Annotated in this window: 11 protein-coding genes; 5 read left to right on the forward strand and 6 right to left on the reverse strand. The window is 67.9% G+C overall.

The genetic code is table 11. The features are described 5' to 3' along the window. The first annotated feature begins 15 nt into the window (after positions 1-15). Together efeO and efeB are read left to right on the forward strand one after the other, a co-directional pair. Positions 16-1155, forward strand: a complete 1140-nt coding sequence (gene efeO, locus G6038_RS07260) for an iron uptake system protein EfeO (protein WP_165037007.1) — start codon at positions 16-18, stop codon at positions 1153-1155. After that, on the forward strand, positions 1152-2426 hold the full coding sequence (gene efeB / locus G6038_RS07265) for an iron uptake transporter deferrochelatase/peroxidase subunit (RefSeq protein WP_165037009.1): 1275 nt from the start codon (positions 1152-1154) through the stop codon (positions 2424-2426). Before efeO ends, efeB begins: the two co-directional genes overlap by 4 nt. Positions 2427-2464: 38 nt before the next feature. Here the strand turns inward: efeB and G6038_RS07270 are convergent, their stop codons facing one another. The 6 genes from G6038_RS07270 to G6038_RS07295 all read right to left on the reverse strand — a co-directional run bounded on the left by G6038_RS07270 (position 2465) and on the right by G6038_RS07295 (position 9872). Continuing rightward, positions 2465-3814, reverse strand: a complete 1350-nt coding sequence (locus G6038_RS07270) for a sugar transferase (RefSeq protein ID WP_346772764.1) — start codon at positions 3812-3814, stop codon at positions 2465-2467. A gap of 284 nt (positions 3815-4098) precedes the next feature. Beyond that, positions 4099-5955: a bifunctional diguanylate cyclase/phosphodiesterase gene (locus G6038_RS07275; protein WP_165037013.1), complete on the reverse strand. Its 1857-nt coding sequence runs from the start codon at positions 5953-5955 to the stop codon at positions 4099-4101. Between the two features lie 45 nt (positions 5956-6000). Beyond that, the gene (locus G6038_RS07280) at positions 6001-8133 is read right to left on the reverse strand and encodes an Rv1355c family protein (protein WP_165037014.1); all 2133 of its coding nucleotides are present in this window, start codon (positions 8131-8133) and stop codon (positions 6001-6003) included. Further along, positions 8130-8519 carry a hypothetical protein gene (locus G6038_RS31195; RefSeq protein WP_240918337.1) on the reverse strand — a complete coding sequence of 130 codons (390 nt, stop codon included), beginning with the start codon at positions 8517-8519 and terminating at the stop codon, positions 8130-8132. The genes G6038_RS07280 and G6038_RS31195 overlap by 4 nt, the downstream gene beginning before the upstream one ends. A gap of 469 nt (positions 8520-8988) precedes the next feature. Then, positions 8989-9414, reverse strand: coding sequence for a hypothetical protein (locus tag G6038_RS07290; protein ID WP_165037018.1), 426 nt, complete (start codon positions 9412-9414; stop codon positions 8989-8991). Further along, a complete protein-coding gene (locus G6038_RS07295; protein ID WP_165037020.1) occupies positions 9411-9872 on the reverse strand; it encodes a GyrI-like domain-containing protein in 462 nt (153 codons plus the stop codon). Before G6038_RS07295 ends, G6038_RS07290 begins: the two co-directional genes overlap by 4 nt. A gap of 248 nt (positions 9873-10120) precedes the next feature. Here G6038_RS07295 and G6038_RS07300 point away from each other — a divergent pair, with 248 nt between their 5' ends. From G6038_RS07300 to G6038_RS07310, 3 genes are read left to right on the forward strand one after another with little or no spacing between them, the layout of a single operon-like run. Next, positions 10121-11377, forward strand: a complete 1257-nt coding sequence (locus tag G6038_RS07300) for a class I SAM-dependent methyltransferase (RefSeq protein ID WP_165037022.1) — start codon at positions 10121-10123, stop codon at positions 11375-11377. Continuing rightward, positions 11374-12168 carry a glucose-1-phosphate cytidylyltransferase gene (locus G6038_RS07305; RefSeq protein WP_165037024.1) on the forward strand — a complete coding sequence of 265 codons (795 nt, stop codon included), beginning with the start codon at positions 11374-11376 and terminating at the stop codon, positions 12166-12168. The genes G6038_RS07300 and G6038_RS07305 overlap by 4 nt, the downstream gene beginning before the upstream one ends. Continuing rightward, a complete protein-coding gene (locus tag G6038_RS07310) occupies positions 12165-12818 on the forward strand; it encodes a PIG-L family deacetylase (RefSeq protein ID WP_165037027.1) in 654 nt (217 codons plus the stop codon). Before G6038_RS07305 ends, G6038_RS07310 begins: the two co-directional genes overlap by 4 nt. The last annotated feature ends 1 nt before the right edge of the window (position 12819 follow it).

The raw sequence follows: 12819 nt of genomic DNA on the forward strand, positions 1-12819 counted from the left end.
GAAAGGCATCCATCCATGCGTCGATCCACGTACGCCCTCGCGGCCGCAGCGGCCCTGCCCCTCGCCCTGGCGGGCTGCACCGAGAAGTCGACCGCCGGCGACGACGCGATCGCGGTCACCGCCACCGACACCGCATGCGACGTGGCGGCGGCGGACGGCGCGACCGGGCACTCGACCTTCAGCATCACCAACAACGGCACCAAGGTCACCGAGTTCTACGTGTTCGCCGCCGGCGACCGGGTGATGGGTGAGATCGAGAACATCGGCCCCGGACTCACCCGGCAGCTGATCGTGAACCTGCCCGAGGCCGGCACCTACGAGCTGTCCTGCCGCCCCGGCATGGTCGGCGACGGGATCCGCCAGGAGTTCGTGATCACGGGCGATTCGCAGACCGTCACCGACGCCGACGGCAAGCTCGCCGAGGCGGGCGACGGCTACCGCCGGTACATCCGCAGCCAGACCGAAGCCCTCGTCACCGCCACGGGCGAGTTCGTGGCCGCCGTGAAGGCCGGCGACGTCGACGAAGCCAAGCGGCTGTTCCCGGTCAGCCGCACCTACTTCGAACGCATCGAGCCGGAGGCGGAGAGCTTCGGCGACCTCGACCCGCGGATCGACCTGCGCGAGGCGGACCTCGAGCCCGGCCAGGCCTGGACCGGATTCCACCGGCTCGAGAAGGACCTGTGGGTGCAGGGCGCCCAGCCCGACACGGGCGCGATCGCCGATCAGCTCGCGGCCGACGTCCAGGAGCTGGCCGACCTGGTGAACGCCGCCGACTACACGGTCGACCCGACCAAGATCGCCGGCAACGCGCAGGGCCTGCTCGACGAGGTCGCCACCTCGAAGATCACGGGTGAGGAGGACATCTTCTCCCACACCGACCTGTGGGACTTCCAGGGCAACGTGGACGGCTCGCAGGCCGCGGTCGCCGCGCTGCGCCCGATCCTCGACGCGAACGATCCCGAGCTGGCGCAGGCCATCGACGCCCGGTTCGCCGACCTCGACGCCGCGCTCGCCCGGTACCGGCAGGGCGACGGCTTCGTCTCCTACGAGACCGTGACCGAGCCGCAGCGGCAGGAACTCTCGCGCCTGATCGACGCGCTCTCGGCCGCGGTGAGCAAGGTGCAGGGTGTCGTCGCGGGGGCTGCGGGCGCATGAGCGGGACCCCGGACACCGCCGCGGCCCCCGCCTCCGGCGGGGGCATCTCCCGCCGCCGCCTGTTCGGTGCGGTCGGTGCCGGCGCCGCGCTCGCCGGAGCGGGCGCGGTGGTCGGCCGGGTCACCGCACCCGGCGCGGACACCGGCCACGCCGGCGCCGTCCCGTTCCGGGGCGCACACCAGGCCGGGATCGTCACCCCCGCCCAGGACCGCATGCACTTCGTGGCGTTCGACGTCACCACCGACGACCGGGACGAGCTCGTCGCGCTGCTGAAGACGTGGACCGAGATGGCCGAGCGGATGACCGCCGGGCTCGAGGCCACCGAGGACGGCGCCACCGGCGAGGGCCCCTACCATCCGCCCACCGACACCGGCGAGGCACTGGACCTCGACGCCTCCCAGCTGACCCTGACCATCGGGTTCGGCCCGTCGCTGTTCGACGGCCGGTTCGGTCTCGCCGACCGCAGACCGTCTGCACTCGAGGAACTTCCGCACTTTCCCGCCGACAACCTCGATCCGGCCCGCAGCGGCGGCGACATCGCCATCCAGGCGTGCGCCAACGATCCCCAGGTGGCGGTGCACGCCATCCGCAACCTGGCACGGGTCGCGTTCGGCACCGCGTCGGTGCGCTGGTCGCAGCTCGGGTTCGGCCGCACCTCGTCCACCTCGACGTCGCAGCAGACGCCGCGGAACCTGTTCGGATTCAAGGACGGAACCAACAACCTCAAGGCCGAGGACCCCGGCGCGCTCGCCGAGTCGGTGTGGGTCGGCCCCGGCGACGACCAGGCCTGGCTCGCCGGCGGCACCTACCTGGTGGCGCGGCGGATCCGCATGCTCATCGAGCAGTGGGACCGAGCGGTGCTGCAGGAACAGGAGCAGGTGATCGGCCGCACCAAACGGGACGGCGCTCCGCTCGGGAAGACCGGCGAGTTCGACGAACTCGACCTCGAGTCCAGGGGACCGGACGGGCCGTTCGTCCCCGTCGACGCACACGTGCGCCTCGCGTCGGCCCAGCACCTCGGCGGGCTGAAGATCCTGCGCCGGGGTTACAACTTCACCGACGGCTCCGACGGCTTCGGCCACCTGGACGCGGGCCTGTTCTTCATCGCGTTCTGCCGCAACCCGCTCGAGCAGTTCGTGCCGATGCAGCGCGAACTGGCACGGCGCGACGCACTCAACGAGTACATCCAGCACGTCGGGTCGGCGGTGTTCGCGTGTCCGCCCGGGCCGGCACCGGGCGAGTACTGGGGGCAGGCGCTCTTCGAGGCGTGAACCGTGCCCGGAACGAGATCGGTGAGGCCGAGCGGGGCTCAGTAGGCGCCGTCGCGGTGCAGGACGGCACGGAGAGTCCTGCGCAGGATCGACAGATCGAGGGCGAACGTCCAGTTCTCGACGTAACGCAGATCGGCACGCACCGATTCCTCCCAGCTCAGGTTGCTTCGTCCGCTGACCTGCCACAACCCGGTCAGTCCCGGCTTGACGAACAGCCGCCGGCGGGCGCCGTCCTCTCCGTACCGCGCCACCTCGCATTCCAGCGGGGGACGGGGGCCGACCAGCGACATGTCGCCCGTGACCACGTTGAACAGCTGCGGCAGTTCATCGAGCGAATACCGGCGGATGAAGCGGCCGACCCGCGTGACACGGGGGTCCTCCCGCATCTTGAACAGGATCCCGTTGCCGTCGCTGCAGTCGGTCAGGTCGGCGAGACGATCCTCCGCATCGACCACCATGCTGCGGAATTTGAACATCGTGAACGTCCGCCCGTCCCTGCCGACCCGGGTCTGCCGGAAGAGCACGGGACCCGGGCTCGTGACCCGGATGGCGAGGGCAATGGCCAGCAGCAACGGCGCCAGGAGCACCACGATCATCAAGGCGGCGACGCGGTCGAAGATGTTCTTCACCAACCACGCCGGGCCGGCATAGCGCGGGGCACTGAGCTGAAGCAACGGCAGCCCGGCGAGCGGTGCCATGTGCAGGCGCGGCCCCACCAGGTCCATCAGAACCGGAGCCATGAGGAGATCGGCGCCCGTGTGCTCCAGATCCCAGCTGAGTCTGCGGGTCTTCGAGTGCGTCCAACCGCTCGACGGCAACAGCGCCACCGCCTGGAACCCGTGCAACTGGGTGATTCCGACGACGTCGTCCTCGGTCCCCAGCACCGGCACATCGTCGACGGCGAGGGGCAGCACCACTCCTGACGTCCTGGCGGGCAGGCAGATCCCGTCCACCTGCCACCCCGCATCGCGGAACTCCCCCGCCCGGGCCAGCAGCTCGTGCACCTCGATCGCGTCACCCGCAACGAGCACCGACCGCACGAGGCGTCCCCGGCGCCGGCGCATGCGGACGAATCGCCGCAACAGCAGGCGGGCACCCAGCGTTGCAGCGCCGGCCAGGGGCAAGGCGCCGAAGATCCAGGACTGACCGCTTGCCGTTCCCCACGCGTATCCGGCCCCGGCCAGGACCGCGACCGCAAGGACGTAGGCCCGGCCGACACGCCGGAACTCCTCGACTCCCGCCCCGAGAACCCGGGCATCCCATGCCTTTTGCACCGCCAGGGCGAGCACGGCAGCGAACGGTACCACCGCCACGAGCACGAGCGCCTTACCACCGGCCACCTCCCCCCGGTGGTAGCCGAAGGTGATGGCCAGGTCCGCAATCAGCACGCACAGGAGGTCGATGCAGAAGACAAGAATCGCATAGCGCCGTTCCCAGGCCGGCCGCGGCACGGCTTCCGGAGCACACAGCCCGGGCAGGCTCCGGACCACTCCTGTTCGGTCCCCGCCCGTCCGCTCCACGGACGAGCCTTCTGGGGCGTTAACCGCCCCGGCGAAAGTTCTCGCCGTTTCCCGGTTCTGCATCAGGGCCCGCCCCATTTCGGAGTCGCACGACTCTCGGACCCTTAAAACATACTCGGAGATTGTTTAACCGGCAATAACGGACTGGTGGTTCATTCGGGGAGCGAAGCTGGGAGTCTCCACGGTAGTTCGATCCTGCCGTGACGCAGCATCTCGACGATTTGCTCGGGCGGCTGGGGCCGGCTGAGGAGGAATCCTTGTGCGCGTCGACAGCCGAGTTCCAGCAGCTTCATCGCTGCCGCCACGGACTCGAGCCCTTCGGCCACGACATCCAGCCCGAACGCGGAGGCCAGCCCCATGATCGATTCGACGATGACGCGGTCGCTCTCGCTGCGCTGCAGATTGAGCACGAACGCCTTGTCGATCTTGAGGGTATGGACCGGCAGAGACTTCAGGTGGGCGAGTGAGCTGTAGCCGGTGCCGAAGTCGTCGATCGCGCAGCACACGCCCAGGCGCTCGAGCCGGCGCAGTGTCTTGCGGGAGCGCTCCAGATCGCTGACGACCACGTATTCGGTGATCTCCAGGCACAGGCACGAGCTGCCGAGGCCGAACTCCTCCAGCGTACTTTCCACCGTCTCCACGAAATCCAGGCTCACCAGCTGCACGGGCGAGACGTTCACGCTCATCTGCAGGTTCAACCCCGGGATCCGGCGCCGCCACTCGGCCAGCTGCCCGCACGCCGTCCGCAGCACCCAGCGCCCTAGTTCGCCCGCAAGGTTCGTCGACTCGGCCACCTCGATGAACTCGGCCGGCTGCAGCTTGCCCAGCACCGGGTGATTCCACCGCACCAGGGCCTCGACACCGAGAATGCTGCCGTCACGCAGATCGAACTCGGGTTGGTACTCGAGGGTGAGGTGCTCGTCGTCGATCGACGTCCGCAGGCTCAGCTCGATGAGGTTGCGGCGTTCGCTCGCACCCCGCATGTCGTCGGTGTACGCGACGACGCTGTTGCCGCCCTTGCTCTTGGCCATCAGCATCGCCTCGTCGACGCGCCCCAGCAACGCCACCGGAGTGATCCGTCCGGGCTCGCCTACGGCAACGCCGAGGCTGCCGCCGCGACCGACGACCTGGCTGCCCAACTGCACCGACATCCCGACCGCCCACCGCAGTGCCTCGGCGCGTTCCCGGGCCACCTCCAGCGACACCGCCCCGTCGAGCACGATGACGAACTCGTCACCGCCGAGGCGCGCCACCATGTCCTTCGGATCGCACACCCGCGACAGCCGCTGCGCGGTGCGGCACAGGAACACGTCGACGGCGGCGTGACCGAGGAAATCGTTGAGCGGCTTGAGGCGGTCCAGATCGAGGAACAGGACGGCGACCGGTCCCGGCTGCCCCCGCTTCAACCGCTCCTCGAGGTGTTCGAGGAGGGCCCGCCGGCTCGCCAGGCCGGTGAGGTCGTCGTGATAGGCGGCGTCGCGCAGGTCCTGTTCCGCGCGGACCCGGGCCTGCACCTGGGCCAGCAACGCCGCGATCATCATCAAGGTGTTGATCTCGTCCTCGCTCCAGTCGCGATCACCGGCCTTGATGAAACCCAGGGTGCCGGTGGTGACGCTGCCGGAGATCAGCGGCACCGCCGCGACCGAGACCTCCGGCACGCCCGAACCCGCGCGCACCCGGTTCGCGTATTCGGCACCCGACTGCGCCGGACGGCTGACCGCCGGTTCCTTCATGGTCTCGGTCATGGCGAAGATCGGGTCGGCGTCGCGGAAGTGCACCACTCCCAGGGGATCCGGGCTCGGCACGAACTCCCGCGGCGGCCACTCGGCAACGAGCACCGTCGCGTGGATGTCGTGGTCGTTGTAGCGAAGGAAGCAGGTGTCGACCTCGAAGTGCTCGACAAGGTCCTGGAGCACCCTTTCGATCACCGAGTGATGAGACGCGGCGTCCGCCGGCATGAGGCGGGAAGCGACCCGGGTGACAATGTTCTCGAAGCTCTTCTCCGCCATCCCAAACCCCTTGTGAGCAGCACATCCGACGCGATCGTGACCGCATCAGGGATGTCTTCGAACCCTATCCGAGCGGCGCGCACTGCGAACCCGTTCCGGCCGCGCCCGCGCCACCCGGAGCAGGAGGGCGAAGCGTTGTCCGATCGGTCTGTCGAACACGTCGTCGAACGTCGACTGCAACTTTCCGAGAGCGCCGAACCGGACCTCCGAGAGCCGTGTGAGGTCGGTGTCGTCCTCGGCGTAGAGGAACACCGGTGACGCCGGCTGGACCGCCAGGCCCATGCCGTGGGCGCATATCCACACGCTCTCGGCCGCCATTCCCGCTCGGACGTAGTCGACCGGCCGCGGTCCTGCCGCGAAGACCGCTACGAGTGCCGAACTGCTCCGCACCCGCGTTCCGGTCAGACGCCCCAGGCCGTGCCCGAGGTCCCACTCCCCGAGTTGATCGAGCACATCGTTTCGCACCGTCAGGTCGAGCATCGTGCGCTCCGCGTCGTCCATCCCGAGTGCGCCGACGTCGATGCCGCTGTCCATGTCCGCGGAGTGCGGCCACCGCAGTTCCGCGAGCATCTCCCGGCGCAGGACCGGAGTCAGATAGCGGATCCTGTCCGATTCTGCAAGCAACTCCGCGGTCTCGGCCAGGCGATCGGCGTCCGTGACGACCCGGATCCGGCCACCCTCCCGCTCGGCGGCCTCGTACAGGGCAGCCGTCTCGGCATCGGACAGTGGCGATCCGTCACCGGGTTGCCGATTGGTGCCGCGCGTGAGCATGGACTCGTACTGGGCGGCCAGCACCGGGTCGGTGTCGTCGGAGAACCGCATCGTCGCGATCACCTCGCGCGGCGGCTCGCCGCCGCCCCGCGCGAGCACTCGGACCGGACCGAGTATCCGGTGTGCCGCCGCGGCGATGCGCGCGTTCTGCAGGGCTGCGCCGAGCGCCACGTAGCTGCCCCGAGAGTGGATGTCGATCCCGGTCGGCACGAAGTCGTCCGCGATGTCGATCTCCAGCATCCCGCCGCCGGCCGTGATGGACCAGGGTTGGCTGTTACCTCCTGAGGGGGCTCTGTTCGCGGCATGCAGTACCCGGTCGATCGGATCGTCCGATTCCGCGGGCAGGGGGGCTTCTGCGACGGCCCGGTTCCCCGGGTCCGCAGGTGCGGTCAGGGCGTCGAGGCAGGCCTCGACGTCCACGCGGCCTCGTCCCGAGTTCAGCGGCTGCCCGAGGCCCAGCCGGCGCACGACCGCGGCGACCGTCGCGCCACCGAGCATCACCTCGCTCCCCAGTTGAGGCCAGGTGACCAGCGTCCGCTCCACCTCCAGGAGGGAGGCGGCCATCCGCGTCGAGATCCGCTCCGGGCCCAGCAGGCGCAGAGCGTACGGAATCTTCTCCCGACCCGACAGGGCGGCGAGCCTCCGCGGGTCGATCTCTCCCAGCAATCCGTGGAACGGCGGTCCCGGCCGCAGATCGAAGCGCTCGACGTCGATCAACCCCCGGTCACTCGTCTCCATCACCACCGGTACGGCTCGCCGGGCCGCCTCCGCGCGCAACACGACCTTGACGTCCAGCGAGTCGCACTCGTCCACGACGACGTCGAGTCCGTCCAGGAACTCGCTCATCGTTTCCGGTCCGACCCCGTCGGGCCACACCGACAGGGAGAGGTACGGATCCAGCTCCGAGAGTCGTCGCGCGGCCACGACCGCCTTGTTCGTGCCCAGATCGACGAGGGAGGCCGGCACCCGGTTGAGATTCGACAGCTCGATCGGGTCGAAGTCGGCGAGTCGCAGCTCCCCGCACACCCCGTCGAGCACCAGCGCCTGCGCGACCGAGAAGCCGACGCTCAATCCGACGATCCCCACCGTCACCCCGCGCAGCCGGTCCTGCTCGGCCGATGTCACCTTGTTCCGGTTACGGTCCAGCCGCAGCCGCCGGAACGAGTGCGGGCCGAGCACGCGGACGACGGTCCGGCGCCAGGGGTAGTGGACCCACCGTGCCGGTTCGTCGAGCAGTTCGGTCCCCGGCGGCGGGAGCACTTCGCGCAGTCCTCTCACCTGATCGGCGAGACGGTCGACGACCACGAGGCCGGGTTCGGAACGAACGCGCCGGAGTTGCTCCATATCCTCCGGTCGGTCCTCCGCAAACACGGAAGCCGTCCATCCGGCCTCGCCCTCGGCCGTCACGCCGGCTCCCCGTCGAACGGAAAACCACCCACTTCTCGTCGGAGTTCGTCGCCGAGCGGATCGACGCGCAGACGGTCCCACCACATGAGCCGGGTCCGATAGCGGGCGTCCGGGTACGGGGTGGCCGGCATGCTCTCGTCCACCACTCCCCCGCAGGTCTTCCACAGATCCAGAAGGTTGTCGGCGGCCGTGGCCATCATGTACCGGGATTGGAGCAGGTCCATGAACTTCGCGCCCATCCGGGCGATCGCAAGGGTGAGCTCTCGACGCTGGGGCACATCCTCGGACACCCATGCGGCCTTCGCCTCGATCAGACCGAACGGGATTCGGCTCTCGATCATGCTGCGGAGGTGATCGACGTGCTCGGGAGCACTCCACTCGGTCACGGCATGGGACTCGTCCGCACTGCGAAAAGGCCCCTGAGCTCGTACCCCACCCACGACGACCCCTCTTCGATCGAGCCCCGCGCAGAACATCGCCGTGTTCTCCCCGCTTCGCACATTCTCGTACTCGAGTGCGGACTCGACGCCGAATCTGCGATAGGCACCCAACGCGCGGGCGAGATATTCGTTCCACAGATCCGGCGCCGCACTCGGTACGGCAGCGACGAACGAATACCCGGAGGCGGGATCCCTGTAGGTCGAGACGCGCTCGCGCACCGAGTCCGATGCGACCCGCACTGCTCGATCCACTGTCGGCCTCCGACCTTGCGGATGACCCCGATCGGAGTCACCCGGCGGACCACATCAGGCCCTCTCGCTCACCGCCGTCGTGATCGTCGACCTGGGACGGCACGGGTCATACATGTGGCTGTATGGGTCGAGTATGCAGTATGCGGGGTGTTCCCCACGGTCTTCAAGCCAAAGAAATGTAAAGTTCCGTTACTCCCGACGGCCCGATGACAGCCACCTCCTCCCGGTACGCCCGTTCGATCCGTCCCTCCTTCTCGGCGATCTCGACCTGGTGCCACACGTCCTCGACGGGATCGGAGTGATCGCCGCCCGGAACGAAGCGGGCGAAGTATCCGGTCGGAACCCGCACCAGCGAGTCCCCGACCGTCAGGTCGGACAGGCCGGCGCAGCGACGGCCGACCACCGCGTTCCATCCGACCTCGGGGTGGCAGATGTAGACCACGATCACCTCGCCGATGCCGCGCGCGCGGATGCGATCCTCCGTGAAGGTCAGCAGTTCGGACCGCTGCCCGGTCGACCCCGGCTCGAGTCCCGGCAGAACGAGCCCCCCCACATAGTGGTCGTGCAGCTTGGTGAGTTCGAAACTCATTGCGCACCAGCCTTTTCCGTGGTACGGATCGCCACGTACATGTCGATGCGGTACGCGTGGGGATAGAACTCGAAGTCGCCGGTGAACGACCGGACGATCTCACCGGCCTCCTCGGCCGCACGGATCTGGTTCCACAGATCGATGAAGACGCCGGGGAAAGTACCGGTCGAGGAGAACTTCGCGTAGGTCCCGGCCGGCAGGCAGGCCACCAGGTGACCTTCGGTCACCTGGTCCAGCGACTCACACTGATACCCGACCGTCTGGGTGTAGTAGGAGTCGATGTCCACCGCGTGATCGGTGTAAGCGGAGGCCAGGGGCCCGCCGAGCTCCTGCTTGAGCACCGCCGACCACGCCCGTTCGAGCGCCCGGTCGCGAACCTTGCCGAGGGCCCGGCGCGGACTGCGCACGGGCAGGCCGGCGACGAGCGTCTGTTCGCGCTGAACAATCTGAAACGACATCGGGCGACCTCCCCAGGATCTCACCGTACGCCTCGACACCCCGGCGTGCCCGACCCACGAGTGAGGGTGTGAGTGGTTCCGAGTCTAGGGGTGTCTACCAATTGGCGCCAAACAGCGGGCAAAACAATCTCACAGATTGTTTCGGGGTTCCATTCATCCCTTCAGTATGATTATCTAATCGAGTCGGACCTGATGTTGCGAATATCTCGTCGGCACGGTTCCTACCGACTGCCCGAGGGGTGCCATCGATGAAGTGCCGCCTGTGCGAATCGGAACGACTCCTCAGCGTGCTCGATCTCGGCGCCACGCCACCGTGCGAGCGCTTCCTGGCCGCGGACGAGCTCGACCTGCCCGAAACTACCTACCCCCTGCACCTGAGGCTGTGTGAGGACTGCCTGCTGCTGCAGATCCCGGCGCTCATCACGCCCGAGGACACGTTCACCGAGTACGCCTACTACTCGTCGTTCTCCGACTCCTGGGTCGACCACGCGCGGCAGTTCGTCGAGAACGCCATCCGCGACCTGGGTCTCGGCCCGCACTCGTCGATCGTGGAGGTCGCCAGCAACGACGGTTATCTGCTGCGGCATGCGGTCGCGGCCGGCATCCCGTGCCTGGGCATCGAACCGTCGGTGAACGTCGGTTCCGCGGCCCGCGCGACCGGAGTCCCCACCGTCACCGCCTTCCTCGACGAGAGCCTCGCCGAGGACATCCGCCAGGAATACGGGCCCGCGAACCTGGTCGTGGCGAACAACGTCTACGCCCACATCCCGGACCTGCTCGGGTTCACCCGATCGTTGCGCACCCTCGTCGCCGACGACGGCTGGATCTCCATCGAGGTGCACCACGCACTGAACCTCGTGCGCGAAGCGCAGTTCGACACCGTCTATCACGAGCACTTCCAGTACTACACGGTGCTGTCCGCGATGCGGGCCCTCGCCACCGGCGGTCTGTCGGTCGTCGACGTGGAACTGCTCGGCACACACGGCGGATCGATCCGGCTCTGGGCCCGGCCCGACGAGGTCGCAGATCCCCCTGGAGCACGGGTGGAAGCCGTGCTCGAGCAGGAACGCCGGGCGGGTCTGCACACGACGGCGGGTTACCGCGAACTCGAAGCCCGCGCCCGCTCCGTCCGCCAAACCCTCCTGCGCTTCCTCCTCGACTGCCACGACCAGGGCCTGTCCGTCGTCGGTTACGGCGCGCCGGGCAAGGGCAACACCCTGCTCAACTACTGCGGCATCCGACCGGACCTCATGGCGTACACCGTCGACCGGAATCCGTACAAGCACGGGCGTTACACGCCCGGCGCCCGGATCCCGATCCTGCCGCCGGAACAGATCGAGAAGGACCGGCCCGACGTGGTCGTCGCCCTGCCGTGGAACCTGGCGGCGGAACTGACGACCCAACTGCAGTACATCTCCGCCTGGGGCGGCCGGCTCGTCGTCCCGCTGCCCACTCTGCACACCACCATCGGCCCCGCCGACTTCGTCAGGAGGATCACGGTATGAAAGTCGTTCTGTTCTGTGGCGGCTACGGCATGCGGATGCGCAACGACCGCACCGACGAAATCCCCAAGCCCATGCAGATGGTGGGCCCCCGGCCGCTGCTGTGGCACATCATGAAGTACTACGCGCACTTCGGCCACACCGAGTTCATCCTGTGTCTGGGCTACGGGGGAACCAAGATCAAAGAGTTCTTCCTCGACTACCACGAGGAGGCATCCAACGACTTCGTCATGCACCGCAACCGGGTCGAACTGCTCCACACGGATATCAGCGACTGGTCGATCACCTTCGTCGACACCGGCCTCGAATCCTCGATCGGCGAGCGGCTTCGACGCGTGCGGGACTATCTCGGAGGCGACCAGTACTTCCTGGCCAACTACGCGGACGTGCTCACCGACGCGCCACTCGATCGGATGATCGAGCGGTACCACGAATCCGGCGCGACCGCCGCGCTGCTGGTCGTACCCCCACAGTCCTCGTTCCACTGTGTCGATCTGGCCGAGAACGGCGAGATCAAGGACATCGTGCCTGTCAGCCACTTCCCCATCTGGGAGAACGGCGGCTACTTCGTACTGAATCGGGAGATCTTCGAGCTGTTGCCGCCAGGGGGTGACCTCGTCAGCGACGTGTGCGGCACCCTTGCGGGCCGCGGCCGGCTGTTCGGATATCGGCACGACGGCTTCTGGAAGCCGGCGGATACGTTCAAGGAACGTGCGGAGCTCGACGACAACTACGCGCGAGGCATCCGCCCGTGGATGCTGTGGGAAACGACCGCCGTGGCGGGGCAATCATGATCGAGCTCTGCGCCGGCGACGTCCGAGAGATCGCAGTGCTCGGTGCGCACTGCGACGATATCGCCATCGGTGTCGGCGGCACATTGCTGACGCTGTCGGCTCGGGTCTCGTCCCCGCTGCGCGTGCATGCGTTCGTACTTTCCGGTGAGGACTCACGGCGCGAGATCGAGGAGCGGCACGCTCTGGCGGCGCTGTGTCCCGGTGCCGAGGTCGAGGTGAGGGTCCTCGACGTTCCCGACGGCCACGCCCCTGGATACTGGGAGCCCATCAAGAACGCACTCGAATCATTCCGGCACACTTGCGAACCCGACGTGGTGTTCGCGCCGCATCGCGACGACGCGCATCAGGATCATCGAATACTGGCCGAGCTGGTGCCCACCGTTTTCCGTGACCACCTGGTCCTGGGGTACGAGATCCTCAAATGGGAAACGGATACGCCACGACCGACGATCTACCATCCGCTGACCCGCAGGATTGCCGAGGAGAAGGCACGGATCCTGCTCAAGCACTACCCGTCCCAGACCGACCACGACTGGTTCGACGAACAGGCATTCCTGGGCCTTTCCCGTCTCCGCGGCGTGCAGTGCCGACGACCGCACGCCGAGGCGTTCGTCGTGGAGAAGGCCACCGTCCACTTCGGAAAGGCATGAC

The organism is Rhodococcus sp. 14C212 (genome assembly GCF_011058195.1).
Taxonomy (GTDB): domain Bacteria; phylum Actinomycetota; class Actinomycetes; order Mycobacteriales; family Mycobacteriaceae; genus Rhodococcus; species Rhodococcus aetherivorans.

Coding starts and splice junctions, on each gene's coding strand:
- efeO (WP_165037007.1), top strand. CDS start 16: ATGCGTCGATCCACGTACGCCCTCGCGGCCGCAGCGGCCCTGCCCCTC.
- efeB (WP_165037009.1), top strand. CDS start 1,152: ATGAGCGGGACCCCGGACACCGCCGCGGCCCCCGCCTCCGGCGGGGGC.
- G6038_RS07275 (WP_165037013.1), bottom strand. CDS start 5,955: ATGGCGGAGAAGAGCTTCGAGAACATTGTCACCCGGGTCGCTTCCCGC.
- G6038_RS07290 (WP_165037018.1), bottom strand. CDS start 9,414: ATGAGTTTCGAACTCACCAAGCTGCACGACCACTATGTGGGGGGGCTC.
- G6038_RS07295 (WP_165037020.1), bottom strand. CDS start 9,872: ATGTCGTTTCAGATTGTTCAGCGCGAACAGACGCTCGTCGCCGGCCTG.
- G6038_RS07300 (WP_165037022.1), top strand. CDS start 10,121: ATGAAGTGCCGCCTGTGCGAATCGGAACGACTCCTCAGCGTGCTCGAT.
- G6038_RS07305 (WP_165037024.1), top strand. CDS start 11,374: ATGAAAGTCGTTCTGTTCTGTGGCGGCTACGGCATGCGGATGCGCAAC.
- G6038_RS07310 (WP_165037027.1), top strand. CDS start 12,165: ATGATCGAGCTCTGCGCCGGCGACGTCCGAGAGATCGCAGTGCTCGGT.